At 73.2% G+C, this 24,539-nt stretch carries 23 protein-coding genes and 1 tRNA gene; 12 read left to right on the top strand and 12 right to left on the bottom strand.

Annotation, left to right across the window (positions count from 1 at the left end):
* Positions 1-37: 37 nt before the first annotated feature.
* Genes AC0B9F_RS20230 through hutU form a run of 3 tightly spaced genes read right to left on the bottom strand, consistent with a single transcriptional unit; the run spans position 38 to position 4,250 of the window.
* On the bottom strand, positions 38-1,375 hold the full coding sequence (locus AC0B9F_RS20230; protein ID WP_472004449.1) for a formimidoylglutamate deiminase: 1,338 nt from the start codon (positions 1,373-1,375) through the stop codon (positions 38-40).
* Positions 1,372-2,589 (bottom strand): allantoate amidohydrolase, encoded by a 1,218-nt coding sequence (locus AC0B9F_RS20225; RefSeq protein WP_472004447.1) that lies wholly within the window; start codon positions 2,587-2,589, stop codon positions 1,372-1,374. The genes AC0B9F_RS20230 and AC0B9F_RS20225 overlap by 4 nt, the downstream gene beginning before the upstream one ends.
* Positions 2,586-4,250 carry a urocanate hydratase gene (gene hutU / locus AC0B9F_RS20220; protein WP_472004445.1) on the bottom strand — a complete coding sequence of 555 codons (1,665 nt, stop codon included), beginning with the start codon at positions 4,248-4,250 and terminating at the stop codon, positions 2,586-2,588. The genes AC0B9F_RS20225 and hutU overlap by 4 nt, the downstream gene beginning before the upstream one ends.
* A gap of 217 nt (positions 4,251-4,467) precedes the next feature.
* On the opposite strand from hutU, the gene AC0B9F_RS20215 reads away from it, so the two are divergent.
* The 5 genes from AC0B9F_RS20215 (at position 4,468) to AC0B9F_RS20195 (ending at position 9,383) form a co-directional block, all read left to right on the top strand.
* A complete protein-coding gene (locus AC0B9F_RS20215) occupies positions 4,468-5,841 on the top strand; it encodes a type III PLP-dependent enzyme domain-containing protein (protein WP_472004443.1) in 1,374 nt (457 codons plus the stop codon).
* A 176-nt stretch (positions 5,842-6,017) separates the two neighbouring features.
* Complete coding sequence (locus AC0B9F_RS20210) at positions 6,018-6,422, top strand: hypothetical protein (protein WP_391684202.1); 405 nt, start codon at positions 6,018-6,020, stop codon at positions 6,420-6,422.
* On the top strand, positions 6,419-8,461 hold the full coding sequence (locus AC0B9F_RS20205) for a hypothetical protein (RefSeq protein ID WP_472004441.1): 2,043 nt from the start codon (positions 6,419-6,421) through the stop codon (positions 8,459-8,461). Before AC0B9F_RS20210 ends, AC0B9F_RS20205 begins: the two co-directional genes overlap by 4 nt.
* Before the next feature lie 61 nt (positions 8,462-8,522).
* Entirely contained in the window at positions 8,523-8,993 is a 471-nt protein-coding gene (locus AC0B9F_RS20200) for a roadblock/LC7 domain-containing protein (RefSeq protein WP_472004440.1), read from the top strand.
* A 15-nt stretch (positions 8,994-9,008) separates the two neighbouring features.
* The gene (locus AC0B9F_RS20195; protein ID WP_472004438.1) at positions 9,009-9,383 is read left to right on the top strand and encodes a roadblock/LC7 domain-containing protein; all 375 of its coding nucleotides are present in this window, start codon (positions 9,009-9,011) and stop codon (positions 9,381-9,383) included.
* 8 nt (positions 9,384-9,391) lie between these two features.
* On the opposite strand, the gene AC0B9F_RS20190 is transcribed toward AC0B9F_RS20195, so the two are convergent.
* On the bottom strand, positions 9,392-9,976 hold the full coding sequence (locus AC0B9F_RS20190; RefSeq protein WP_472004437.1) for a hypothetical protein: 585 nt from the start codon (positions 9,974-9,976) through the stop codon (positions 9,392-9,394).
* Between the two features lie 95 nt (positions 9,977-10,071).
* On the bottom strand, positions 10,072-10,914 hold the full coding sequence (locus AC0B9F_RS20185; RefSeq protein ID WP_472004435.1) for a MurR/RpiR family transcriptional regulator: 843 nt from the start codon (positions 10,912-10,914) through the stop codon (positions 10,072-10,074).
* A gap of 121 nt (positions 10,915-11,035) precedes the next feature.
* Here AC0B9F_RS20185 and AC0B9F_RS20180 point away from each other — a divergent pair, with 121 nt between their 5' ends.
* Both AC0B9F_RS20180 and AC0B9F_RS20175 read left to right on the top strand, forming a co-directional pair.
* On the top strand, positions 11,036-12,442 hold the full coding sequence (locus AC0B9F_RS20180; protein WP_472004433.1) for a purine-cytosine permease family protein: 1,407 nt from the start codon (positions 11,036-11,038) through the stop codon (positions 12,440-12,442).
* A gap of 34 nt (positions 12,443-12,476) precedes the next feature.
* Complete coding sequence (locus tag AC0B9F_RS20175; RefSeq protein ID WP_472004431.1) at positions 12,477-12,899, top strand: hypothetical protein; 423 nt, start codon at positions 12,477-12,479, stop codon at positions 12,897-12,899.
* Between the two features lie 127 nt (positions 12,900-13,026).
* On the opposite strand, the gene AC0B9F_RS20170 is transcribed toward AC0B9F_RS20175, so the two are convergent.
* Complete coding sequence (locus tag AC0B9F_RS20170; protein ID WP_472004429.1) at positions 13,027-13,788, bottom strand: SDR family oxidoreductase; 762 nt, start codon at positions 13,786-13,788, stop codon at positions 13,027-13,029.
* A 148-nt stretch (positions 13,789-13,936) separates the two neighbouring features.
* On the opposite strand from AC0B9F_RS20170, the gene AC0B9F_RS20165 reads away from it, so the two are divergent.
* Positions 13,937-14,800: a helix-turn-helix transcriptional regulator gene (locus tag AC0B9F_RS20165; protein ID WP_472004427.1), complete on the top strand. Its 864-nt coding sequence runs from the start codon at positions 13,937-13,939 to the stop codon at positions 14,798-14,800.
* Here the strand turns inward: AC0B9F_RS20165 and AC0B9F_RS20160 are convergent.
* Positions 14,768-15,181, bottom strand: coding sequence for a DUF6924 domain-containing protein (locus AC0B9F_RS20160; protein ID WP_472004425.1), 414 nt, complete (start codon positions 15,179-15,181; stop codon positions 14,768-14,770). The two genes, AC0B9F_RS20165 and AC0B9F_RS20160, sit on opposite strands and share 33 nt — an antisense overlap.
* Positions 15,182-15,725: 544 nt before the next feature.
* Positions 15,726-17,108, bottom strand: coding sequence for a cystathionine beta-synthase (locus AC0B9F_RS20155; protein WP_472004423.1), 1,383 nt, complete (start codon positions 17,106-17,108; stop codon positions 15,726-15,728).
* A gap of 157 nt (positions 17,109-17,265) precedes the next feature.
* Between AC0B9F_RS20155 and AC0B9F_RS20150 the strand changes: the two genes are divergently transcribed.
* The 3 genes from AC0B9F_RS20150 (at position 17,266) to AC0B9F_RS20140 (ending at position 20,833) form a co-directional block, all read left to right on the top strand.
* Positions 17,266-18,273, top strand: a complete 1,008-nt coding sequence (locus AC0B9F_RS20150; RefSeq protein ID WP_472004421.1) for an SGNH/GDSL hydrolase family protein — start codon at positions 17,266-17,268, stop codon at positions 18,271-18,273.
* A gap of 288 nt (positions 18,274-18,561) precedes the next feature.
* Positions 18,562-19,782 carry an acetyl-CoA C-acetyltransferase gene (locus AC0B9F_RS20145; protein WP_472004419.1) on the top strand — a complete coding sequence of 407 codons (1,221 nt, stop codon included), beginning with the start codon at positions 18,562-18,564 and terminating at the stop codon, positions 19,780-19,782.
* A gap of 271 nt (positions 19,783-20,053) precedes the next feature.
* A complete protein-coding gene (locus AC0B9F_RS20140) occupies positions 20,054-20,833 on the top strand; it encodes a hypothetical protein (protein WP_472004417.1) in 780 nt (259 codons plus the stop codon).
* A gap of 108 nt (positions 20,834-20,941) precedes the next feature.
* On the opposite strand, the gene AC0B9F_RS20135 is transcribed toward AC0B9F_RS20140, so the two are convergent.
* On the bottom strand, positions 20,942-21,253 hold the full coding sequence (locus AC0B9F_RS20135; protein WP_472004415.1) for a hypothetical protein: 312 nt from the start codon (positions 21,251-21,253) through the stop codon (positions 20,942-20,944).
* Positions 21,254-21,355: 102 nt separating this feature from the next.
* Here AC0B9F_RS20135 and AC0B9F_RS20130 point away from each other — a divergent pair, with 102 nt between their 5' ends.
* The gene (locus AC0B9F_RS20130) at positions 21,356-21,583 is read left to right on the top strand and encodes a DUF4287 domain-containing protein (protein WP_472004413.1); all 228 of its coding nucleotides are present in this window, start codon (positions 21,356-21,358) and stop codon (positions 21,581-21,583) included.
* A gap of 128 nt (positions 21,584-21,711) precedes the next feature.
* Here AC0B9F_RS20130 and AC0B9F_RS20125 read toward each other — a convergent pair whose 3' ends face one another.
* The 3 genes from AC0B9F_RS20125 to AC0B9F_RS20115 form a co-directional block, all read right to left on the bottom strand.
* Positions 21,712-22,608 carry a Bax inhibitor-1/YccA family protein gene (locus AC0B9F_RS20125; protein WP_472004411.1) on the bottom strand — a complete coding sequence of 299 codons (897 nt, stop codon included), beginning with the start codon at positions 22,606-22,608 and terminating at the stop codon, positions 21,712-21,714.
* Positions 22,609-22,849: 241 nt separating this feature from the next.
* Entirely contained in the window at positions 22,850-24,025 is a 1,176-nt protein-coding gene (locus AC0B9F_RS20120) for a 4-hydroxybenzoate 3-monooxygenase (protein ID WP_472004409.1), read from the bottom strand.
* Between the two features lie 160 nt (positions 24,026-24,185).
* Positions 24,186-24,269, bottom strand: a tRNA-Leu gene (locus tag AC0B9F_RS20115).
* Positions 24,270-24,539 lie beyond the last annotated feature (270 nt).

The raw sequence follows: 24,539 nt of genomic DNA, 5'->3' as shown, positions 1-24,539 counted from the left end.
GTGTCCTCGTGGTGGGCCTGGATGGGGGTCGGCCGGGTCAGCCGCGCAGGGCGTCGACGGCGCTCGCGAGTGCCTGGGGCACGTCCGGTACGAGTGCGTGGTGACCGTCGCGCACGACGTGCCGGCCGCCCACGACCGTGTGCCGTACGTCCGCTGCCGTCGCGGCGAATACGGCCGTCTCGGCGCCGAGCCGGGGCAGCGGCCCCGCTGTCCTGACCGAGTCCAGCGCGATCGTCGTGAAGTCGGCGAGGGCGCCGGGGGCGAGGGCGCCCGCGTCGCTCCAGCCGAGGGCGGCGTGGCCGTCGGCGGTGGCGGCGCGCAGCAGGGCGGCGGCCGTCCAGTGGCCGCGGGTGCGGCTGCGCAGCCGCTCGTTCAGCTCCATCGCGCGGGCCTCTTCGAGCAGGTCGACGACGGCGTGGCTGTCGGAGCCGAGGGACAGCGGGGAGCCGGCGCGCTGCAGGGCGACGGCGGGTCCGATGCCGTCGGCCAGGTCGCGTTCGGTGGTGGGGCACATGCAGGTGCCGGTGGAGGAGCCGCCGAGCAGTGCGATGTCCTCGTCGGTGAGGTGGGTGTTGTGCACGCCGGTGGTGCGCGGGCCGAGCACGCCGTGGTCGGCGAGGAGCCGGGTGGGGGTGCAGCCGTGCGCCTGACGGCAGGCGTCGTTCTCGGCGGTCTGCTCCGAGAGGTGCACGTGCAGCGGGGCCCGCCGCTCCCCGGCCCAGGCGGCGACGGTGGCCAGTTGCTCGGCGGGCACGGCCCGCACCGAGTGGATCGCCGCTCCGATCCGTGCGTGATCGCGTTCCTTGAGAAGTGAAGAGCGTTCGCCCCAGGCGGCGGCGGTGCCGTCGGAGAAGCGCAGCTGGTGGGCGTCGGGCGCGGCGCCGAAGCCGGCGGACAGGTAGCAGGTGTCCAGGAGGGTGATGCGGATGCCGGCCTCGGCGGCGGCCGCGATCAGCGCCTCGCCCATCGCGTTGGGGTCGGCGTAGCGGGTGCCGCCGGGGGCGTGGTGCACGTAGTGGAACTCGCCGACGCACGTGATGCCGGCCAGCGCCATCTCGGCGTACACCGCGCGGGCGAGGGCGTGGTAGCTGTCGGGGGTGAGGCGGTCGGCGACGGAGTACATCACCTCGCGCCAGGTCCAGAAGGTGCCGGAGCCGACCTGGACGGTGCCGCGCAGGGCCCGGTGGAAGGCGTGGCTGTGCGCGTTGGCCAGCCCGGGCAGGGTCAGTCCGCGCAGCACCTCGGCGCCGGGCGGCGGGGCGGCGACGCCGGTGCGGACGGCGGTGATGCGGCCGCCCGCGATGTCGAGGGCGACGCCCGGCTCGACGTTCGTGCCGAGCCAGGCGTGTTCCAGCCAGTACGTCCCGTGGGTCACCGGCAGGCCAGTCCTTCCAGTACGTCGGCGAGGGCGTGCACTCCGGCCACGCAGTCGTCCTCGGCGGCGGACTCGGCCGGGGAGTGCGAGACGCCCGTGGGGTTGCGTACGAACAGCATGGCGGTCGGGATGCTCCCGGACAGGATGCCGGCGTCGTGTCCCGCGCCCGTGCCGAGGACGGGCACGGTCAGCTCGCTCGCCGACCCGAGGATGCGGGCGAGTTCGTCGCGCAGGGCGTGGTCGAACTCGACGACGGGGGTGAAGGACTCGCGGACCACGTCGAGGTCGACGCCGTGGGCGTCGGCGTACTCCCGGGCCGCCTTCTCGATGCCGGCGAGGACGGTGTCGAGGGTGTCCTGGCCGTCGGCGCGGGAGTCGAGCCAGCCGCGCACCAGGGAGGGGATGGCGTTGACGCCGTTCGGCTCGACGGCGATCTTGCCGAAGGTGGCCACGGCGCCGGCGAGTTCGGCCTCGCGGCGGGCGGCGAGGACGGTCTGGGCGTAGGGCAGCATCGGGTCGCGGCGGTCCACCAGCCGGGTGGTGCCGGCGTGGTTGGCCTCGCCGCGGAAGTCGAACCGCCAGCGGCCGTGCGGCCAGATGGCGCCGGCCACGCCGACGGCGTCCCCGGTGAGGTCGAGGGCGCGGCCCTGTTCGACGTGCAGTTCGACGAACGCGCCGACGCGGGCGAGCCGCTCGGGGTCCGCTCCGATGGCGTCGGGATCGTAGCCGGCGGTCTCCATGGCCTTCGCCAGGGTGACGCCGTCGCCGTCGGTGAGGCGGTGGGCCTGCTCGCGGGTGAGCTGTCCGGCGGTGAGCCGGGAGCCGACGCAGGCGAGCCCGAAGCGGGCGCCCTCCTCGTCGCCGAAGTTGACCAGGGCGAGGGGCTTGGTGAACGCCGCTCCGCGCTCGCGCAGTTCGTCCAGCGCGGCGAAGGAGGACACCACCCCGAGGGGCCCGTCGAAGGCGCCGCCGTCGGGCACGGAGTCCAGGTGGGATCCGGTGACGACGGCGTCCCCGGCGTGCGGGTCGCCGAGCCAGGCCCACTGGTTGCCGTTGCGGTCGACCTCGTAGGTGAGAGCGCGGTCCTCGGCCTGCTGCCGGAACCAGGCCCGGCAGTCGGCGTCGGCGCCGGTCCAGGCGTAGCGCCGGTAGCCGCCGGAGGCGGAGTCGCGGCCGATCGGCAGCAGCTCCGCCCACATGCTGTGGAAGCTCACGCCCCGTCACCCTCACGCATCGGCACCCGCACCCCGCGCTCGGTGGCGACGGACTCGGCGATGTCGTAGCCGGCGTCGACGTGCCGGATGACGCCCATGCCGGGGTCGTTGGTCAGGACGCGGCGGATCTTCTCGCCGGCGAGCGGGGTGCCGTCGGCGACGGTGACCTGGCCGGCGTGGATCGAGCGGCCCATGCCGACGCCGCCGCCGTGGTGCAGGGACACCCAGGAGGCGCCGGAGGCCACGTTGACCATGGCGTTGAGTAGCGGCCAGTCGGCGATGGCGTCGGAGCCGTCGAGCATGGCCTCGGTCTCGCGGTAGGGGGAGGCGACGGAGCCGCAGTCGAGGTGGTCGCGGCCGATGACGATCGGCGCGGACAGCTCCCCGGAGGCGACCATGTCGTTGAAGCGCTCGCCGGCCTTGTCGCGCTCGCCGTAGCCGAGCCAGCAGATGCGGGCGGGCAGGCCCTGGAAGTGGACCCGCTCGCCGGCCATCTTGATCCAGCGGGCCAGGGACTCGTTCTCGGGGAACAGGTCGAGGATCGCCTTGTCCGTCTTGGCGATGTCGGCCGGGTCGCCGGACAGGGCGGCCCAGCGGAAGGGGCCCTTGCCCTCGCAGAACAGGGGGCGGATGTAGGCGGGGACGAAGCCGGGGAAGGCGAAGGCGCGGTCGTAGCCGGCGAGCCGGGCCTCGCCGCGGATGGAGTTGCCGTAGTCGAAGACCTCGGCGCCGGCGTCCTGGAATCCGACCATGGCCTCGACGTGCCGGGCCATGGACTCGCGGGCGCGGGTGGTGAATCCGGCCGGGTCCTTGGCGGCGGCGTCGGCCATGTCCTCGAAGGCGATGCCGACGGGCAGGTAGGCCAGCGGGTCGTGGGCGGAGGTCTGGTCGGTGACGATGTCGATGGGGGCGCCCATCGCGAGCAGCTGCGGGACCAGCTCGGCGGCGTTGCCGAGGACGCCGATGGACAGCGGCTTGCGCTGGTCGCGGGCCTCGGTGGCGAGGTGGAGGGCGTGGTCGAGGGAGTCGGCCCTCACGTCGAGGTAGCGGTGCTCGATGCGGCGGTCGATGGCGCGCGGGTCGCAGTCGATGCAGATCGCGACGCCGTCGTTCATGGTGACGGCGAGGGGCTGGGCGCCGCCCATGCCGCCGAGGCCGGCGGTGAGGGTGATGGTCCCGGCGAGGGTGCCGTCGAACTTCTTCGCGGCGACGGCGGCGAAGGTCTCGTAGGTGCCCTGGAGGATGCCCTGGGTGCCGATGTAGATCCAGGAGCCCGCGGTCATCTGGCCGTACATGGTCAGGCCGAGGGCCTCCAGGCGGCGGAACTCCTCCCAGTTGGCCCAGTCGCCGACCAGGTTGGAGTTGGCGATGAGGACGCGCGGCGCCCACTCGTGGGTCTGCATGACGCCGACCGGGCGGCCGGACTGGACCAGCATGGTCTCGTCGGCCTTGAGGCCCTGCAGGGTGCGGACCATCGCGTCGAAGGAGCGCCAGTCACGGGCGGCCTTGCCGGTGCCGCCGTAGACCACGAGCTTGTCGGGGTGCTCGGCGACCTCGGGGTCGAGGTTGTTCTGCAGCATCCGCAGGGCGGCTTCCTGCTGCCAGCCCTGCGCGCTCAGCTCGGTGCCGCGCGGTGCTCGTACGGGGCGGGGTCCCGACATCGTCTGCCTCCTGCTGGTACTACGACTATTCACATCCTCGCTTCCTGAATAGAACTAGTCAACACCGTGGAGCCGCCGCGTCCGCGCGCCGCGGATGTTTGGCTGGAAGCAGGCAACGCGGGCACGGCAGACCAGGCGGGCACGGCAGGCAACGCGGGCACGCAGGCAATGCGGGCACGGCGAGCAGGGACACCCGGGGCGACAGGAGGGGCGATCCGTGGAGCACGAGACGGACAGCGGGGCGCGGGAGCGCGCGGCGCGGCGGGACGAGGCGGTGCGGGCCGCGGTGGAGCAGGGGCTGCTGGGTCCCGACGCGCCCCTGGTCGGGCTGCTCGACGTCACCGGCATCCGGGAGTCGGCGGCCGCGCTGCGGGCGGCGTTCGAGGCAGTGGCCGCGCCGGGCACGCCGGTGCTGCACGCCTTCGCGGTGAAGGCGACCCCGCTGGTGCCGGTGGTGCGGCTGCTGTGGGAGGAGGGCATCGGCGCCGAAGTGGCGAGCCCGGGTGAGCTGGCGCTGGCGCGGGCGGCCGGGGTGCCGGCCGCGGCGACGGTGCTGGACTCGCCGGCCAAGACGCCGGCCGAGCTGCGCGAGGCGCTGGCGCTGGGCGTCGCCGTCAACGCCGACAATCCGCAGGAGCTGGACCGCCTGGACGCCCTGATGCGGACCGCCTCCAGCGGCTCACCGCTCGGTATCCGGGTCAATCCGCAGGTGGGCGGCGGTTCCATCGAGGCGCTGTCGACCGCGACGGCCACCTCGAAGTTCGGTGTCGCGCTGCGCGACGAGGGCGCCCGGGAGTGGGTGGTGCGGGCGTATCTGGCGCGGCCGTGGCTGACCCGGCTGCACGCGCACACCGGGTCGCAGGGCATTCCGCTGACCCTGATGGCGCAGGGGGTGGCGCAGACGTACGCGCTCGCGGAGGAGATCAACGCGCGGGCCGGACGGCGCCAGGTCGACACCCTCGACATCGGCGGCGGGCTGCCGGTGAACTTCGCCTCCGACGCGGCGACGCCGACGTACGCGGAGTACGCGCGGTTGCTGCGGGAGACCGTGCCGGGGCTGTTCGACGGGCGGTACGGGCTGGTCACCGAGTTCGGCCGGTCGCTGCTGGCCAAGCACGGCACGGTGGTGGCGCGGGTGGAGTACGCCAAGAGCGCCGGGGGGCGGCCGGTGGCGGTGACGCACGCGGGCGTGCAGGTGGCCACGCGGACGGTGTACGCGCCCGGCGCCTGGCCGCTCAGGATCGCCGCGTACGACGCGAAGGGGCGGCCCAAGGAGGGTCCGGCCGTCGTGCAGGACGTGGCGGGGCCGGCGTGCTTCGCGGGGGACCTGCTGGCCCGCGGGCAGGCGCTGCCGCTGCTTCAGCAGGGGGATCACGCGGCGGCGCTGGACACGGGCGCGTACTACTTCGCGCACCACTACGCCTACAACTCCCTGGCCCGGCCCGGCATCTACGGCTTCGCACCGGGCGGGGCCGGGGGTGTGGCCTTCGCGGTCGTGCGGGAGCCGCAGACGAGCGCCGAGATCGTCGCCGAGTCCGGCGGGGCGCACGCCGACGCGCTCACCGCCCTGCGGGCCTCCGGGCGCGGGTGAACGCGAGCGGACGCCCCTCCCCCGAACGGGTCGTCGGACCCGAACATGCGCTCAGTCGGCCCACACTAGTCCGCACTCCGCATGTTCCGCTGGAAAATGCCAGAACGCTCACCGGCCCTCCGTACGGTGCGTAGTGTCGTCGTCACTCGCCCGGATGCCAGGCGGAGGGGAGCGACGTGCCCGGAATCGACGAGTGCTTGCTGGAGGCCATGCGGCTGCCCGGCGCGCGCGGTGCGGCCCTGGTCGACTGGACCAGCGGACTGGCGCTGGGCGTCGTCGGGGAGTTCCCCGGCGGCGATCCCGAGGCCGCCGCCGCGGAGGTGGCGGAACTGGCCCGGCTCGCGGCCGAACAGCCGGCGTTCGCCGCCGAGGACACCTCCGGCGGCGGGCCGGACGACGCCGACCCGCCGGTGGAGGACGTGATCGTCAGCAACCGGGACGGCTACCACCTGCTGCGGTTCGTCCCGGCGCCGTTCGACAGCGGCGCGGTGCTGCACCTGTGGCTGGGCCGCGCCGACGGCAATCTCGCCCTGGCCCGCATCCGGCTGGGCGAGATGGCCGGGCGGCTGGTGCTGGGGTGACCGTGGTCGAGGCCCCTCCCCCGCTGCCGGTGCGGGACAAGGCGCTGCACGAGCCGGCGGGCGGGGTGTCCCCGATGCTGACCCGGCTCGCCGCCGAGCGCGCCACCGGCGTCCTGGTCCGCGAGGGCGGCACCCTGCACCTGTCCGGCGGTCTGGTGGTGCACGCCGAGAGCCCGTACGCGCCGGGCCCGGGCGCGCTGCTCACCGCGCAGGGCGCGCTCAGCGCCGAGCAGTGGTGGGCGGCGGTCGGCGCGGCGGGCGACCCGGAGGGCACCGCGCGTCTCCTCGTGGACGCCGGGCACCTGTCCTGGGCCGGGATGGAGATCTGCCATCTGCAGGCCCTGTACGACGCCGCCTACTTCGCCCTCGCACCGAGCAGCAGCCCAGGCCGGTTCCACTACGGGACCGACGCACGGCCTGGCAGCGCGCGACCCGGCGGCGCGCGTCCCGGCGAGGCTCTGCTGGGCGGCGCGCGTCCCGGCGAGGCGCTGCCGGGCGGCGCGCGTCCCGGCGAGGCTCTGCTGGGCGGCGCGCGTCCCGGCGACACGCCACCCGGTGGCGCGCGGCTCGAAGGCGCGCGACCCGACGGCGCACAGCCCGGGGACGCCCGGCTCGACGACGTACAGACCGGTGCCGCACAACCCGGTGCCGCACAGCCCCACGCCGCGCGGCCCGGTGGCGCGCTGCCCGGTGGCGCGCTGCCCGGTGGCGCGCTGCCCGGCGGCGCGCTGCCCGGCGGCGCGCGGCTTGGCGGCGAGTTGCCCGGCGAGGCGCTGTTCGGCGGCGCACGGCCCGACGGCGCACAGCCCGGTGACGCGCGACCCAGTGGCGTGTTGCCCGGCGGCGCACGGCCCGGTGGTGCGCGACTTGGCGACGCTCGGCTCGACGACGTACAGCCCGGTGCCGCCCCGCCCGGCGGCGCACGGGTTGGCGGCGCGCTGCCCGACGAGGCGCTGCTCGGCGGCGCGCGGCTCGACGACGTACAGCCCGGTGCCGCACAGCCCGGTCCCGCACGGCCCGGCGACGCACGACCCGGTGGTGCGCGGCTTGGCGGCGCGCTGCACGGGGAGGCGCTGCTCGGCGGCGCTCGGCTCAACGACGTACAGCCCGGCGACGCACAGCCCGGCGACGCACAGCCCGGTCCCGCGCGGCCCGGCGACGCACGGCCCGGTGGTGCGCGGCGTGGCGGCGCGCGACGCGACGACGCAGAGCACGGTGCCGCCCGGCCCGGCGACGCACAGCCCCGCGGCGCGCTGCCCGCCGAGGCACTGCTTGGCGGCACGCGACCCGACGACGCAGAGCACGGTGCCGCCCGGCCCGGCGACGCACAGCCCCGCGGCGCGCTGCCCGACGAGGCACTGCTTGGCGGCACGCGACCCGACGCCGCACAACCCGGTGCCGCACAACCCGACGCCGCACAACCCGGCGACGCACAGCCCAACAGCGCGCTGCCCGCCGAGGCACTGCCCGGTGGCGCGCGACCCGACGCCGCACAACCCGGTGCCGCGCTCCGCAGCGACGCACGCCCCAACGGCGCCACGCCCGGTGGCACCACGCCCGGTGGCACCACGGCCGGTGCCCCACGGCCCAGCGCCGCGCGGCCCGGTGCCGCACGGCTCGGCCGTGCGCTGCCCGCGGTGCCCGTCGCCGTCGTGGAGCGGGAGGTGCTGCGTCGGCGGGCGCTGCTGCACCGGCTGTGGCCCGATCCGCTCACCGACAGCGCGCCGCTCATGCGCACCCACCCGGTCGCGGCGCCCGCGGTGACCGCCCGTCAGGCGGCCGTACTGGCCCTGGTCGACGGGGTGCGCACGGCGCCGGACATAGCGCTGGCGCAGGGCCGGCGGGCGTTCCCCACGCTGGTGGAGGTGCGGCGGCTGGCCGCTGCGGGCCTGCTCGCCACGCCACCCCCGGCCCTGCCCGTACCCCCGGCCCCGCCCGCGCCCCCGCCCGCATACGCGCAGCCGCAGGCCGTGCCCGAGGAGTTCGATCCGCACATCGCCTTGCTGAAGAGGGTCAGGGATGCGCTGGAGGCCCTTTGACCGGCCACGCCCCCGTGGTGGAGAGCCCCCCACCGACTCACCGACCGAGAGGAGACACCTGATGGCGGCCGAGCCAGAGATACTCGCCGAACTCCACCGGCTGCGCGCCCGCCTCCCCCAGCTCACCGGCGCGATCGCCGCCGGGCGCGACGGCCTGGTGCTCGCCCACGACGCCCCCGGCGTCGAACCCGACGGCCTGGCCGCGCTCACCGCCACCACGCTCGCGGTCGCGATCCGCATGACCGACGCGACCGGCCGGGGCGAGTTCCGCGAACTGCTGATCCGCGGCGCGCAAGGGTATGTCGCGACCTACGCCGCGGGCCGCACCGCCGTGCTGACCCTGCTCACCGAGGACCGCGTCAACGTCGGCCGGCTCCATCTGGAGGGCCGCCGCGCCGGCGCCCGCGTCGGCGAACTGGTCGACGCCCACGAGGCGCTGGCACAGGCGCCCGCCCGTCCCTCGATCCCACCCCGGGAAACCGCGCGTCCGCTGCCCGTCAGGGCAGTGGGGGCGCGCACCACCGACAGCTGAAAGGCAATCACCGTCATGGCCACCACTGAGACCGCGCTGAAGGAAGCCCTCGCCTCGATCGAAGGCGCGACCGGCGTCGCCCTGGTCGACTACACCAGCGGCATGGCACTGGGCACGATGGGCGGCAGCAAGACGTTCGACCTCAACGTCGCCGCCGCCGGCAACACCGACGTGATCCGCGCCAAGATGCGCACCATGGAGATGCTCGGGCTCAAGACCGAGATCGAGGACATCCTGATCACGCTCACCGACCAGTACCACCTGATCCGCCTGCTGAGCGGCCGCAGCGGCAACGGGCTCTTCCTCTACCTGGTGCTGGACGCCAAGCGGGCCAACCTGGCGATGGCCCGCCATCAGCTGAAGAGGATCGAGCAGGAGCTCGAGGTCTGAGACACGGCTCAGACCAGCGCCGCGGAGCGGCGGCGGGCCCCGCCCGGGGCCGCGTCGCCCGCCGCGATGCCCGTTCCGCGCCAGGCCCGCACCGCCGTGCCGGCGGGCCGCCCGCCGCGCCGGTCGAGCCAGTCGACGCGCACCCACAGCAGCGCGTCCCCGGCCCGCTCGCGCCGCCCGAGCCACGCGGCCTTCCACCACAGCCCGGTGCCGCACCCGGCGAGCAGCAGTCCGCCGGCCACCGGCACGGCGAACGCGGAGCCGAGCGCGGCGGCGAAGGTGAGCAGCAGCCACCAGCGGTGACCCCGGCGCCAGGCGCGCACGGTCACCGCGCGGTCCTGGAGGATGTCGTACCTGCCCGCGCGGGCAGCCCCGCGGGCGAGGGCGGCGTAGCGCCCACGGCGGGCGAGTGCCACCGCGGCGGCGGCGAGCAGATACAGCGCCGCCCCCGCGAACACGCCGATCCGGCGCCCGGTCAGTCCCTGAGGCACCGCACCGATTCCGGCCGCGATCAGTCCGAGCCACGCCAGTGGTGCCGCCCCCGCCCGTACGACGACGGCCACCCGGGCCAGCCCCTGTCCTCCGCGCGCCACGTCAGCCTCCCGTGTCACGTGTCCATCAAGCCGTCGGGAAAGATAGCGGCAGAACGTGAGACGAGTCTGAGAACGCGGTGCGTCCCACCCGGCCGTCACTCGACGAACAGTCCGCGCGCCGCCGCTTTCGTGTCGAAGTCCTCCAGGCGGGCCTGCGCGTCGGGCAGTTCGTCGGCCATCGCCTCCAGCAGCACCCGCCCGAGCAGCATCGGCGCGCAGGCGGTGTCGAAGGCGAGCCCGGTGCCGACGGCGGCGGGCAGCAGCAGGTCGGAGACCTTGGCGACCGGCGCGAACGCGGAGTCGGCGACCGTGACCACGGTCAGCCCGGACTGCCTGGCGTACTCCAGGGACTCGATCACCTCGCGCGGGTGGCGGGGCAGCGCGAAGCACAGCAGGGCCGTGGCCCCGGCGCGCACGGCGGCGTCCACCCGGTCGTGGATCATCGTGCCGCCCTCGTTGAGCAGCCGGACGTCCGGGTGGACCTTGGCGGCGAAGTAGGCGAAGCCGTACGCCTGGGAGGCGGCCGCGCGCAGGCCCAGCACGGGCAGCGGCCGGGACGCGGCGAGGAGGCGGCCGGCCTTGTGCACCGGGCGCGGGTCGGCGAGCAGGTCGGCGAGGTGCCGCAGGTTCTCGATCTCGGCCTCGACGGCCTGCTGGTACTCGTTGTACGACGAGGAGTCCGCGGCCGGTTCGGCGGGGACGACCTCGCGCAGGTGCCGGCGCAGCGCCGGGTAGCCGTCGAAGCCGAGGGCGACGGCGAAGCGGGTGACCGACGGCTGGCTGACCCCGGCCAGCTCGGCCAGCTCCACGCTGGACAGGAAGGGCACGTCGGCGGCGCGGCGGACCATGCTGTGCGCGATGCGCCGCTGGGTCGGCGTGAGCCGGTGCCCTTCGAAGAGGGCCTGCAACCGGCTCGCCGGGCTGTCGGTCGCGCTCATGACGTACTCCCCCTCCAGATGGTCCTCGCCGCCCCGGGAGAGTACAGCGCCGAGGCATTGACAATTTATTCAGTCTACGTGAACCCTGCATACGGTTATACAGCCCGACCGGGGAGTACGCATGGCTCAACTCGTGGAACTGCGCTCCATCGACGTCGTACCGGACGAGGAGCGGCACGGCACGGCCTTCAGCCAGTTCACGCTCTGGCTCGGCGCCAATCTGCAGATCACCGCCGTCGTCACCGGCGCCCTCGCGGTCGTCTTCGGCGGTGACGTCGTCTTCTCACTGCTGGGCCTGGTGCTCGGCAACCTGCTCGGCGGCGCGGTCATGGCGCTGCACTCCGCGCAGGGACCCAAGCTGGGCCTGCCGCAGATGATCCAGTCCCGCGCCCAGTTCGGGGTGCGCGGCGCGGTGGTCCCGCTGCTGCTGGTGATCGTGATGTACATCGGCTTCTTCGCCTCCGGCAGCGTGCTCGCCGGGCAGGCGGTGGGCGAGCTGACGCACACCGACGACACCACCGGCATCATCGTGTTCGCCCTGGTCACCGCGGTCACGGCGACCGTCGGCTACCGCGTCATCCACACCCTCGGCCGCGTCGCGAGCACGATCTGCGCGCTCGCCTTCGTCTACCTCGGCATCCGGCTGCTGGACCGCGCCGACGTGTCGGTCCTGCTGCACGACGCGCACTTCTCGCTGCCGATGTTCCTGCTGGCGATGTCCCTGTCGGCGTCCTGGCAGCTGGCGTTCGGCCCGTACGTGGCGGACTACTCCCGCTATCTGCCGCGCGCCACCTCCACGAAGGCCACCTTCTGGTGGACGCTGTCCGGCTCGGCGCTGGGCAGCCAGTGGTCGATGACGTTCGGGGTGCTGGTCGCGGCGACGGCGGGCGGGAAGTTCCTGGACAGCCAGGTCGGCTACGTCGTCGCGCTCGGCGGCACCGGTCTCGTGGCCTCCTTCTTCTACTTCGTCATCGCGCTCGGCAAGCTCACCATCAACGTGCTCAACACCTACGGCGGCTTCATGTCGATGGTGACCAGCGTCAGCGGCTTCAGCGGCAAGGCAGTGCTGTCGCGGCGCGGCCGGGCCGCCTACATCGCGCTGATCATGGTGGCGGGCACCGCGGTGGCACTCGCCGGCAAGGACAGCTTCCTGTCCTCCTTCAAGGACTTCCTGCTGTTCCTGCTGACCTTCTTCACCCCGTGGTCGGCGATCAACCTCGCCGACTACTACCTGGTCTCCCGCGAGCGCTACGACATCCCCGCCCTGTTCGACGCGCGGGGCCGCTACGGCGCCTGGCGCTGGGGCACCCTCGCGGTCTACGGCGTGGGACTGCTGGCCCAGCTGCCGTTCCTGGCCACCGGCTTCTACACCGGCCCGCTGGTCGAGCCGCTCGGCGGCGCCGACGTCTCCTGGATCGTCGGCCTGGTCGTGCCGGCCGTGCTCTTCCTGCTGATCTCCCGGCGCCCGGCGGACCCGACCGCCAAGACGGGGGTTGTCCCCAGTGCGGCGGGCGCCGGCACTCCCTAGCGTGGAACCCGGGCCACGGGACGGGAGACCGGTGATGGACACGCACGACACAGAGCTGAAGAAGGAACTCGACGCCACCCTGCACGCCCGCAGGGAGCTGGGCGAGGAGTACGAGCCGGCGCTGGTCGAATCCTTCCTGGAGAAGGTCGACCAGCGCCTCGACGCGGCCGTCGACCGCCGGGTGCGCCGGCAGCTCGCCGAGCAGCGGACGGCGCAGGCGCGCGGCGCGCGGTCCGGGCGGCCGTCGGACTCCTGGGGGGAGCGGTTCGGCTTCGGGATCGTCTCCCTGGTGCTCGCCGTCCCGCTGTCCGCGATCGCGGTCGTCCAGGCGCAGCTGCCCGGCCTGATCGTCGCCTGGGCGGGCATCGTCGGCGTCAACATGGTCCAGGCAGCCCGCTGCGGCGCGCCCCTGTTCGGCCGCCGCCCGGCCGGCCGGGACTCCGACTGGGAGGACTGAGCCGGCCGGCGGCGACGGACAGGACTGAGACTGCGACGGGCAGGGCTGAGACTGCGGCGGGGAGGAGTGAGCCTACGACGGCAGGAGTGAGTCCGCGCCGGCCGGACGGCGTCAGCCCGCTCCCGGCTCACGCCTGCCGGGTCGGCAGCACCATGATCTGGCGCAGGTTGATGTGCCGTGCCCGGCTGGTGACGTAGGCGACGACGTCCGCGACCTCCTCGGCGGCCAGGCCGCCGAGCGCCTCGAACATGCCGTCCAGCTGTGTGGCCAGCTCCTCGTGGCTCACGTGCGTCTTCAGCTCGGTCTCCGTCAGCCCCGGCTCGATGTTGGTCACCCGCACGTCGCGCGGCCCGAGTTCGGTGCGCAGGGACTGCGAGAGATAGGTGACCGCGGCCTTGGTGGCGCCGTAGACGGCGTAGCTCGGGTAGGGGACGTGCGCGCCGATGGAGGAGATGTTCACCAGGTCCGCGCTGCGGCCTTCGCCGGCCGCGGCGACCAGGTCGCCGGTGAAGGCGCGGATCACCCGCAGCACGCCGGTGACGTTGGTGTCGAGCATGCGCTGCCACTCGTCGATCCGGCCCTCCTCGACGGGCCCGGGCAGCATGACGCCGGCGTTGTTCACCACCAGGTCCACCCGGCCGTAGGCGGCGCGCACGGCGTCGGCGGCGCGCGCCACGGACTCCTCGTCGGTGACGTCGGCGACGACGGCGAGGGCCTCGCCCCCGTCGGCGCGGATCTTCTCCACGACCGTCTCCAGCCGGTCCCCGCGCCGGGCCAGCAGCGCGACGCGCGCCCCCTGACCGGCCAGCAGCGCGGCGACGGCCCGCCCGATCCCGCTGGCGGCCCCGGTGACGACGGCGGTACGGCCGGAAAGGCTCTCGTACGACATGCGGTGCTCCTCGTGGTCCGTGGCCGGGGTGTCTCCCCGGCGGCACGTGATCACTGTGGTGTCCCGCGCCCGTCCCACCCAGGGCTGCGCTTTTCCTGGGTCTGCCAGTACCAGGCTGCGGTCCGGCCCGGCGCCTAGGATCGGCCCCATGGACGGGGACTGGACCACTGCTGACATCGGCGACTTCCTGCGCTCACGCCGCGCGCGCATCCAGCCGGACGAGGTGGGGCTGCCCGCGCACGGCCGCCGTCGCGTGCCCGGGCTGCGCCGCGAGGAGGTGGCGCAGCTCGCCGGGGTGAGCGTCGACTACTACATCCGGCTCGAACAGGGCCGCGGCACGAGCGTGTCGGACGCCGTGCTGGACGCCGTCGCACGCGTGCTGCGCCTGGACGAGACCGAGCACGCCTACCTGCGCACCGTGGCCCGCCCGCGCACCCGGCGCGCCACCGCCCGCCCGGCCGCGCCCCGCGTGCGCCGCGGCGTGCAACTGGTGCTGGACGCCATGGAACGCAGCCCCGCCTTCATCCTGAACCCGCGGATGGAGGTCCTGGCCTGGAACGCCCTGGGTGACGCCCTGAACGGCTTCAGCCGCATGGCGCCCGAGGAGCGCTGCATCCCGCGCCAGGTGTTCCTCGACCCGGCCGGCCGGGAGCTGTTCCCGGAGTGGCACGCGGTCGCCGCGCAGACCGTGGCGCATCTGCGGCTGAGCGCCGGTCTGCACGCGGACGATCCCGAGCTGTGCGCGCTGGTCGGCGAACTCTCCCTCAGGAGCGAGGACTTCCGCCGGCTGTGGGCCGACCACGAGGTCGCCGAGTGCGCGTGGGGCGTGAAGAAGGTCCACCACCCGGTGACGGGCCTGCTCACCCTGCCGTACGAGACCCTGACCCTGCCCGGGGAGCCGGACCTGACGGTCGTCGTCTACACGCCCGAGCCGGGCTCGCAGACGGCCGAACGCCTGGCGCTGCTGGGCAGTTGGGCGTCAGCGGTCCCCGAAGCCGCGGAACGTGCCTGAGGGGTCGGCCGCGTCGGCGAAGTCGGCGAAGTCGAAGTTGGCGATCGAGAGATCGGCGGCGAGCTCCGGGTACCAGCGCACCGGGACCCGGAAGGTGCGGCCCGGCTCGTCGTAGAGGTCGACGGCGAGCAGCGGCCATTCGGGGTCGGTGAGGGTGGTGGCGTCGGCGAGGAACACCTCACAGATCCGCTCGTCCTCGTCGGCGGCCAGTTCCTCGTCGAGCAGCGCCTGCACGCTCGCCCCGGCGAACCTGGGGTCACTGACGCGGCTCGCGCCGTCGGCGGAGTCGAGCGCCGCGCACAGGGCGTCCCAGGCGGTGTCGTCGGTGAAGTCGGTGCGCAGGACGAGCGTGGCGAGGTCGTCGGGCTGGGGAAGGGCCATGCCGGTGATCCTCTCACCCGGCACCGACAGCGACGGCCCGGGAAAGGGCACGGAAGCGTCGCGGATCCGTTCCGAAAACGTCATCCGCGGGACGGAAACATCCTGCGCGGGACGGAAACGCCGTACCCGGCGAAAGGGGGACGCGCCGGGGGAAGTTGTGCGGGGCGCGCCGGGGGAAGTTGGGCGCGGGGACCGCCGCACCCCCGTTGCCGGGGGGCGGGACGACGGCGGTCCCCGCGAGGGACGCGGGCCGGGTCAGGACCGGGCTCCTGCGTCCGTGGCGTCCGTGGAGGTCCGGGAGCCGCTCCGGAGGTCCGTGACGCCGTTACGCCGCCGGCGAGGGACGGGGAGCCTCCTCCAGGGCTCAACGCCTGGGAGGTACCCCACCACCCCCTGCCGACATCCACCACTGTGCCGGACGCGTGTTAAGCCGGTGCTGCGCGGACGTGACACCCTCGTACCACTTCCGCGTCCGCCCGATCGGCCCAGGTCACCGCGAGTTCGCCGCCGCAAGCGGCGGTTCACCCGGGGTTCACCGTCCCGTTCAGCCCTTGGCGAGGAAGGCCAGCAGGTCCTGCCGGGAGACGACGCCGGTCGGCTTGCCCTCGACCAGGACGATCGCCGCGTCGGCCTTGCCGAGCACGGCCATCAGGTCCGCGACGGGCTCACCGGAGCCGACCTGCGGCAGCGGCGCCGACATGTGCTTCTCCAGCGGGTCCTCCAGCGAGGCCCGCTTGCTGAACAGGGCGTCCAGCAGCTCCCGTTCGACGACGGAGCCGACGACCTCGGCGGCCATCACGTCCGGGTGGCCGGCGCCCGGCTTGACCACCGGCATCTGCGACACGCCGTACTCGCGCAGCACCTCGATGGCCTGACCGACGGTCTCCTCGGGGTGCATGTGCACCAGCGACGGGATGGCGCCGTGCTCCTTGTCGTTGAGCACGTCGGCGACGCGGGCGCTCGGCCCCTCGTCCTCCAGGAAGCCGTAGTCGGCCATCCACTCGTCGTTGAAGATCTTGCTGAGGTAGCCGCGGCCGCTGTCCGGCAGCAGGACGACCACGACGTCGTCCTCGGTGAGCCGCTGGGCCACCTCCAGCGCGGCGACGACCGCCATGCCGCAGGAACCGCCGACGAGGAGCCCCTCCTCCTTGGCGAGGCGGCGGGTCATCTGGAAGGAGTCCTTGTCGGACACGGCGACGATCTCGTCGGCGACGTCACGGTCGTAGGCGGTCGGCCAGAAGTCCTCACCGACGCCCTCGACGAGATACGGCCGGCCGGAGCCGCCGGAGTAGACGGACCCCTCGGGGTCGGCGCCGACGACCTTCACCCGGCCGTCGCTGGCCTCCTTCAGGTAGCGCCCGGTGCCGGAGATGGTGCCGCCGGTGCCGACGCCCGCCACGAAGTGGGTGATCTTCCCCTCGGTCTGCTCCCACAGCTCGGGGCCGGTGGAGTGGTAGTGGGAGAGCGGGTTGTGGGGGTTGGAGTACTGGTCGGGCTTCCAGGCTCCCGGCGTCTCGCGCACGAGGCGGTCGGAGACGTTGTAGTAGGAGTCGGGGTGCTCCGGCGCCACGGCGGTCGGACACACCACGACCTCCGCGCCGTAGGCCCGCAGCACATTGATCTTGTCGGTGCTCACCTTGTCGGGGCACACGAAGATGCACTTGTAGCCCTTCTGCTGGGCCACGATGGCGAGCCCGACGCCCGTGTTGCCGCTGGTCGGCTCGACGATCGTGCCGCCCGGCTTGAGCTCGCCGCTCTGCTCGGCCGCCTCGATCATGCGCAGGGCGATGCGGTCCTTCACCGACCCGCCCGGGTTGAAGTACTCCACCTTGGCCAGGACGGTCGCCCTGATGCCCTTGGTCACGCTGTTGAGCCGCACCAGCGGGGTGTTGCCGACGAGGCTGATCATCGAGTCGTGGAATTGCACCGTTGTCTCCGGATGCTGCAAAAGATGTGGTCGTGGTTCCGCCAGCCTATGGCTTGTACGGCGTCCATGACGGGCGTTCACTCCTGGTGGAGATTGGGCAACGGTCCGTACGGGGCAAGGAGTGGGTGAGGGCGGATCGAGGAGGTGGCGGCGACGCATGACGAGCATGTCGAGGGCGCGGGTGGCCCGTCGCATCGCGGCGGGCGCCGCCTACGGCGGTGGCGGGATCGGGCTGGCGGGCGCGGCACTGGTCGGTCTGCTGGTGGCCGAGGCGCAGATGGCCCGGCGCCACGTGAGCAACGGCACCACCCACCATGTGCCGAACGCCGAGGGCCTGTACGGCCTGTCCTACGACACTCCGGGTGAGCCCCCGCTGCGGCTGCTGATGCTGGGCGACTCCACGGCCGCGGGCCAGGGCGTCCACCGGGCCGGGCAGACGCCGGGGGCGCTGCTGGCGTCCGGGCTCGCCGCGGTCGCCGAACGTCCGGTGCAGCTGCGCAACGTCGCCCTGCCCGGCGCCCGCTCCGACGACCTGGAACGCCAGGTGAGCGTCGCCCTGGCCGACCCCGGCCTGCTGCCCGACATCTGCGTGATCATGGTCGGCGCGAACGACGTCACCCACCGGATGCCCCCGACCCGCTCGGTGCGTCACCTGTCGACGGCGGTACGGCGGCTGCGCACGGCCGGCGCGGAGGTGGTGGTCGGCACGTGCCCGGATCTGGGCACCATCGAGCCGGTGCAGCAGCCCCTGCGCTGGCTGGCCCGGCGTGCCTCGCGCCAGCTGGCGGCGGCGCAGACGATCGGGGTGGTGGAGCAGGGCGGCCGGACCGTGTCGCTGGGCGACCTGCTGGGCCCGGAGTTCGCCGCGAACCCGCGCGAGCTGTTCGGCCCCGACAGCTACCACCCGTCCGCCGAGGGGTACGCCACCGCCGCGATGGCGGTGCTGCCGACCGTCTGCGCGACGCTGGGGCTGTGGCCGGCGGACGAGGAGCGGCCGGACGTCAGCCGCCGCGAGGGCTTCCTGCCGGTCGCGAAGGCGGCTGCGGAAGCGGCGTCGGAGGCCGGTACCGAGGTCGCCGGGGCACGAGGCCCCTGGGCCCTGCTCAAACGCCGGCGCCGGCGGCGGGTCCCGGAAACGGAGCCGGCTGCAGCACCGTCACCTTGAGGGGTACCCGGGGACGGGTGGGCGCCCCGGCGCCGGCGGGGTTTTCGTGATCGACGGCGCTGCACCCCCCCAGGGGCGCGGGGAACTGCGCGACCAGCCCACCACTCACCCCAGACGACAAACGAGACCGGCACCCCACGCACCCCCCTGGCCCAGCCGTCGGCCAGACAAAAGCAAGCGCTTAGAAAGTTGCGGTCAAGGTCACACTTCGCCGCCCGTGACCTGAACCATACGGAGGGGTAACTTCCCAGGAAGTCCGCCCGATCCCCGCAAGCCCATGGAGCCGTGATGCCCGAAGCCGTCATCGTCTCGACCGCCCGCTCCCCCATCGGCCGCGCCTTCAAGGGCTCTCTGAAGGACCTGCGCCCGGACGACCTGACCGCCACGATCATCCAGGCGGCCCTCGCCAAGGTCCCCGAGCTGGACCCCGAGGACATCGACGACCTCATGCTCGGCTGCGGCCTCCCCGGCGGCGAGCAGGGCAACAACCTCGGCCGGATCGTCGCCGTACAGATGGGCATGGACCACCTGCCCGGCTGCACGATCACCCGCTACTGCTCCTCCTCCCTGCAGACCTCCCGCATGGCGCTGCACGCCATCAAGGCCGGCGAGGGCGACGTCTTCATCTCGGCCGGCGTCGAGATGGTCTCGCGGTTCACCAAGGGCAACTCCGACAGCCTCCCGGACACGCACAACCCCCTGTTCGCCGAGGCCGAGGCCCGCACCGCCGAGGTCGCGCAGCAGGAGGGCACGACCTGGCACGACCCGCGCGAGGACGGCCTGCTGCCCGACGCGTACATCGCGATGGGCCAGACCGCCGAGAACCTCGCCCGCATGAAGGGCATCAGCCGCCAGGAGATGGACGAGTTCGGCGTCCGCTCGCAGAACCTCGCCGAGGAAGCCATCAAGAACGGCTTCTGGGAGCGCGAGATCACCCCGGTCACCCTCCCGGACGGCACGGTCGTCTCCAAGGACGACGGCCCGCGCGCCGGCGTCACCCTGGAGGGCGTCCAGGGCCTGAAGCCGGTCTTCCGCCCCGACGGCCTCGTCACCGCCGCCAACTGCTGCCCGCTGAACGACGGCGCCGCCGCGCTCGTCATCATGTCGGACACCAAGGCCCGCGAGCTGGGCCTGACCCCGCTCGCCCGCATCGTCTCCACCGGCGTCTCCGGCCTGTCCCCGGAGATCATGGGTCTCGGCCCGGTCGAGGCGAGCAAGCAGGCCCTCAAGCGCGCCGGTCTCTCCGTCGGCGACATCGACCTGGTCGAGATCAACGAGGCGTTCGCCGCCCAGGTGATCCCGTCCTACCAGGACCTCGGCATCGACCTCGACAAGCTGAACGTCAACGGCGGCGCCATCGCCGTCGGCCACCCCTTCGGCATGACCGGCGCCCGCATCACCGGCACGCTCATCAACTCCCTCCAGTTCCACGACAAGCAGTTCGGCCTGGAGACGATGTGCGTCGGCGGCGGGCAGGGCATGGCGATGGTCATCGAGCGCCTCAGCTGACCCCTGTGTGACCGACGGGGCACCTTCCGTGAGCCCCTGGCCCGGAGTCCGCGAACTCACGCGGCTCCGGGCCGTTTTGTGATCCAATCTCCGCCATGATGTGACCTATATCCCTCTCCCCCGGGAAATCCGCAGGTCATCGGCGTCACGCCAGCCACCACCGGCACAACACCCTGTCCGTTTCGTGACGTTACGCACTGACAACTGGACGGTCCACCCTTCAAGCTGATGTAGGAAGTCGGGGGTCGACTTTGAACCTGGGAGTACGTCAGTGAGCGCCATGCCGATCGCGTTGCTGGTCACCACGGCCGCCACGGGCGCCGTGGGCGTCGCCGTCCTGCGCACCCTCGTCCTGCTGCGCAGGCAGGTGGCGGCCCTGCACACTCAGCTGACCGCAGGCCACTCCGCGGCCCACGGGCTGCTGCCCGCAGCGCGCGCCGCGGCCGACGCGGACGAGATACGCGCCGCCGTGGCCGACGCCCTCGCCGAGGAGCGGGAGCGCGAACTCGCCGAGGCGCGGGCGTTCTGGGCGGCGCAGGAGGCCCGTGACGTCTCCGACACGCCCTCCCTGCTGGGTCTGGCCGACAGCGAGCTGTTCCTGCCCCGCCAGGCCGACTTCGTGGGCCTGGAGCCGGTGACCGAGTACGGCGCGGAGGCCGACGAGTTCGCGGGCGAGTCCCCCGAGCTGGCCGCGGCCCGCCGCCGTCACCCCTCGCACCCGGACTTCGTGCCGGTGCAGTCACCGGTGGTGAACGACCACGAGCGCACCGTGGCCATTCTGGAGGAACTGGCCGCTGAGCGCGTCGAACTGACCGACGTCCGCCCCGGCCCGCTCGGCACCCTCGACGTCTATGTCTTCGCGGACGGCACCACGCTGTGCATGACCCCGGGCCACCGCGACACCGCGGACCGCCTGGCGGCCGCCCTGAGCGCCGGCGACGCCCCGTACCTGCTCGGCGGCTCCGGCATCTCGGGCGCGTACACCCTGACCTTCGCCTGCGGCGAGGACAACGTCTACATCCTGGCGGACCGGGTCATAGCGAGCCTGTGACGAGGGGGTACGGGGGCGCCCCGTAAGGGGCGCAAGGTACTGCGCGACCCGCCGCAGACAGCCTGGGCCAGCCGACGAGGCCTCAGACCCCCGCCCTCGTCCGCGACCTCAGACCCCCGCCCGCTTCTGCGCCTCCTCGACCCACCGCACGGCCTCCTCGACGTCGGCCTGTGAGGTGAGCACCAGCGCCAGATCGCGGACGGCGACGGTGACCTGGTCGGCCGCCGCGAACATCCCCGCGTCCGGCATCTCCCGGGGCTCCTCCCCCGGCGACTCGACCGTCTGCGCCCACCGGGCCAGCGCCCGGGCCAGCTCCAGCGCCTCCGCGGCCGCCCCCCGTTGCAAACGGGACTGCGGTGCCGCCCGCAACCGATCGGCGAAGTGATCAACAGCTCGGGTCAGGGACGTCGTATCCACCACGCCGTGAGCCTACGCGCCCGTTCGGGACTGTTGCCAACAAGCGAACACTCAGGCACGGTGACCTGAAGGACCGGCTTACATCCCATACGTCCGGAGGCGCCGATGTCCCATGTCCTCTCCGAGGAGACCCACCGCAACATTCTCGCCCGCATCCCCCACTGCACCGGTCGCGACATCGCCGACTGGCTGCGCACCGTCGACGAAGGCCCCGCCCTGCGCTTCGAGGAGAAGGTCAGCTGGCTGCGCCACGAACACAATCTCGCGTACGGCCACGCCAAGGCGATCATCCATGAGTACGAACTGAGGAGGGCCGCGCGGAAGCTGCGCTGACCGCTCCGCCCCCGCGAGCGAGCGCCGCGAGCGAGCGCCGCGCGCACCCGCCGTCATACGCCGAAGGGCCCCGGGACGCTGGTCCCGGGGCCCTTCGTGACACGTTGGCCGGCAGCCGCCGGCCGGCGTCAGTCGTTGCTGCTGAAGATCGCCACCAGGCGCAGCATCTCCAGGTAGATCCACACCAGGGTCATGGTGAGACCGAACGCGGCCAGCCACGCCTCGTTGCGCGGGGCGCCGTAGGCGATGCCGTCCTCGATCTGCTTGAAGTCGAGGGTGAGGAAGAACGCGCCGATCAGGATCGCGATGATGCCCACGACCGCGCCCAGCGGGCCCATGCTGCGCAGACCGCCGTCCCCGGCGACGCCGAACGCCACCAGCAGCAGGTTGACCGCCATGACCACCACGAACGCGATGGCGATGGCCATGCCGATGCGGGCGTAGCGGGCCGTGACGCGGATCCAGCCGGCCTTGTAGACCAGCAGGGTGGCGCCGGAGACCGCCATGGTGCCGAGCACCGCCTGGAACGGGGCGCCGCTCCACGCGCTGTTGTACATCTCGCTGATCACGCCGAGGAAGACGCCCTCGAACGCGGCGTAGCCCAGGATCAGCGCGGGCGACGGGGTGCGCTTGAAGCTCTGCACCATCGCCAGGACGAAGGCGACCAGCGCCGAGCCGATGGCGAGACCGTAGGAACCGGGGGAGACCGGCAGGACGGCCCAGGCGAGGATCGCGCCGAGGACGACCACGCCGAGCGTGGTGGCCGAGCGCATGACGACGTCGTCCATCCTCATCCGGCCGGTGGTGGCCGGGGCCTGCGGGGCGCCGTACTGCGTGTCCTGCTGGGCGTACGGGCTGGTCGCGTACGGGTTCTGCGCGTAGGGGTTGCCGCCCTGGGCGTACGGATCGCCCTGGGCGTAGGGGTTGCCCTGGGCGTACCCGGCCTGCGGTGCGGTGTTGAAGCCCGCGTAGCCGTTGTCGCGGCTGAACCCCCGTCGCGAGAAGACCGGGTTACTGCTCCTCATCTCACTCCTCCATGGCCACCGAGCGTGGCCTTGGCTCAAGAGTAATGGAAAGGCAAAGGATCGACCCTAATACCTGGGAAGGATCTTTCCCGCCCTGTGCTCCGCAACACGCTACGCGCAGCGGTGATTCCCGCCACCGCCGGACCCGGTTCATGACCAAGCCGGTACACGCCCGGAATCGGCCGGAGATCAATTCCGGCCGCGGGGCCGGTCGAGCCGTGGGGTCGGTCGGGCCGGCGGCTCAGCCGAGCGGGAAGCCGGTGTACGCCTCGGCGAGGTCGGTCTCGGCGGCGCGGTTGCCGGTGATGCGCTCCAGGCGGGCGAGCTGGAGGCGGTCGTCGAAGGGCGTGGCGTCGGGGGCCCGGTGCAGCAGCATCGTCAGGTCGTAGGAGAAGCGCTCGGCCTGCCACACGCGGCGCAGGCACGCCGGCGCGTAGGCGTCGAGCAGTTCCGGCGAGCCGGTCTCGCGCTCGTGGACCAGGGCGCGGGCGAAGGTGACGACGTCTCCGACGGCGAGGTTGAGGCCCTTGGCGCCGGTGGGCGGCACGATGTGCGCGGCGTCCCCGGCGAGGAAGAGGCGGCCGTACCGCATGGGCTCGTGGACGAAGGAGCGCATCGGCGTGACGGACTTCTGGGTGATCGGGCCGCGCTCAAGGCGCCAGTCGTCGGCGGTCTCGAAGCGGCGCTCCAGCTCGTCCCAGATCTCCGTGTCGCTCCAGGACTCGGCGTCGGTGCCCACGGGGACCTGGAGGTAGAGGCGGGAGACGGACGGGGAGCGCATGGAGAGCAGGGCGAAGCCTTGGTCGTGGCGGGCGTAGACCAGCTCGTCGTGCGAGGGGGCCACGTCGGCCAGGATGCCGAGCCAGCCGAAGGGGTACGTCCGCTCGAAGACGCGGGACAGCGCGGCGGGGACCGCCCGGCGCGCCACACCCCAGAAGCCGTCGCAGCCGACGACGTAGTCGCACTGAAGGACGTCCTCGCGTCCCTCGTGACGGAACCGCACGCGCGGGTGGCCGCTGTCGGCGCCCTCGACGGCGAGGGCCTCGGCCTCGAACAGCAGCGGTCCGCCCTCTTTCAGCTGGAGCGCGATGAGGTCCTTGCAGACCTCGGTCTGGGCGTAGACCATCACCGATCTGCCGCCGGTCAGGGCCGGGAAGTCGACGCGGTGGCGCTGCTTGCCGAAGCGCAGCTCGATGCCGTCGTGGCGCAGTCCCTCGCGGTCCATGCGCTCGGCGGCGCGGGCGGCGCGCAGGACGTCCACGGTGCCCTGCTCCAGGATCCCGGCGCGCTGACGCTGTTCGACGTAGGCGCGGTCGCGGCTCTCCAGCACGACCGAGTCGATGCCCGCGGTGTGGAGCAGCCGGGCCAGGACGAGGCCGGCCGGTCCGGCGCCGATGATGCCGACGGTGGTGCGCATCGGGCGTTCCCTTCGCGTGGGCGAGCACGGCCCCTCATGCAGCGCGTTCGCCTGGTGAACTTTCCTTCACTGACTTCGGACGCGAGTCTGCGCCCGCCGTCACCCGCTGTCAACGGGTACGCGGCGGTGTATCGGGAGGGGTACGGCCGAGGGTCGGAGGTGCCCGGAGCCGGACTTGAACCGGCACGCCCGCGAAGGGGCAGCGAGGTTTAAGCTCGCCGTGTCTGCATTCCACCATCCGGGCAGGCCATGGGCTCCGCATCGAGACTCCGACCCTATCGGGAGACGTCCCCCGAACAGCGGGCGGGTGACCCGATGTTGTCTTATTTTATTGAGGTCTGAGGGAGCATCAGCCACCGGTACGCGCCGTCCGCACTTGCCAGCAGCCTCGCGCGCGGCCCTCCGTCGCGTACGCGGAATGACGGGATTTCACCGTCCGAACAAGGGTGCGCCACCGGTTCTCCGCACCACGCTCAGGCCCGCCCTTCTCAGGGACGGCCGTCATCCCCAGGTA

This window comes from Streptomyces sp. NPDC097129 (genome assembly GCF_055668065.1).
This window is presented reverse-complemented; position numbering and strand designations above follow the sequence as displayed.

What these genes read in the sequence shown, in the direction of transcription:
- AC0B9F_RS20125 (WP_472004411.1), bottom strand. Translation starts at nt 22,608, where the DNA reads ATGAGGAGCAGTAACCCGGTCTTCTCGCGACGGGGGTTCAGCCGCGAC.
- AC0B9F_RS20145 (WP_472004419.1), top strand. Translation starts at nt 18,562, where the DNA reads ATGCCCGAAGCCGTCATCGTCTCGACCGCCCGCTCCCCCATCGGCCGC.
- AC0B9F_RS20165 (WP_472004427.1), top strand. Translation starts at nt 13,937, where the DNA reads ATGGACGGGGACTGGACCACTGCTGACATCGGCGACTTCCTGCGCTCA.
- AC0B9F_RS20170 (WP_472004429.1), bottom strand. Translation starts at nt 13,788, where the DNA reads ATGTCGTACGAGAGCCTTTCCGGCCGTACCGCCGTCGTCACCGGGGCC.
- AC0B9F_RS20185 (WP_472004435.1), bottom strand. Translation starts at nt 10,914, where the DNA reads ATGAGCGCGACCGACAGCCCGGCGAGCCGGTTGCAGGCCCTCTTCGAA.
- AC0B9F_RS20180 (WP_472004433.1), top strand. Translation starts at nt 11,036, where the DNA reads ATGGCTCAACTCGTGGAACTGCGCTCCATCGACGTCGTACCGGACGAG.
- hutU (WP_472004445.1), bottom strand. Translation starts at nt 4,250, where the DNA reads ATGTCGGGACCCCGCCCCGTACGAGCACCGCGCGGCACCGAGCTGAGC.
- AC0B9F_RS20160 (WP_472004425.1), bottom strand. Translation starts at nt 15,181, where the DNA reads ATGGCCCTTCCCCAGCCCGACGACCTCGCCACGCTCGTCCTGCGCACC.
- AC0B9F_RS20130 (WP_472004413.1), top strand. Translation starts at nt 21,356, where the DNA reads ATGTCCCATGTCCTCTCCGAGGAGACCCACCGCAACATTCTCGCCCGC.
- AC0B9F_RS20195 (WP_472004438.1), top strand. Translation starts at nt 9,009, where the DNA reads ATGGCCACCACTGAGACCGCGCTGAAGGAAGCCCTCGCCTCGATCGAA.
- AC0B9F_RS20150 (WP_472004421.1), top strand. Translation starts at nt 17,266, where the DNA reads ATGACGAGCATGTCGAGGGCGCGGGTGGCCCGTCGCATCGCGGCGGGC.
- AC0B9F_RS20200 (WP_472004440.1), top strand. Translation starts at nt 8,523, where the DNA reads ATGGCGGCCGAGCCAGAGATACTCGCCGAACTCCACCGGCTGCGCGCC.
- AC0B9F_RS20175 (WP_472004431.1), top strand. Translation starts at nt 12,477, where the DNA reads ATGGACACGCACGACACAGAGCTGAAGAAGGAACTCGACGCCACCCTG.
- AC0B9F_RS20120 (WP_472004409.1), bottom strand. Translation starts at nt 24,025, where the DNA reads ATGCGCACCACCGTCGGCATCATCGGCGCCGGACCGGCCGGCCTCGTC.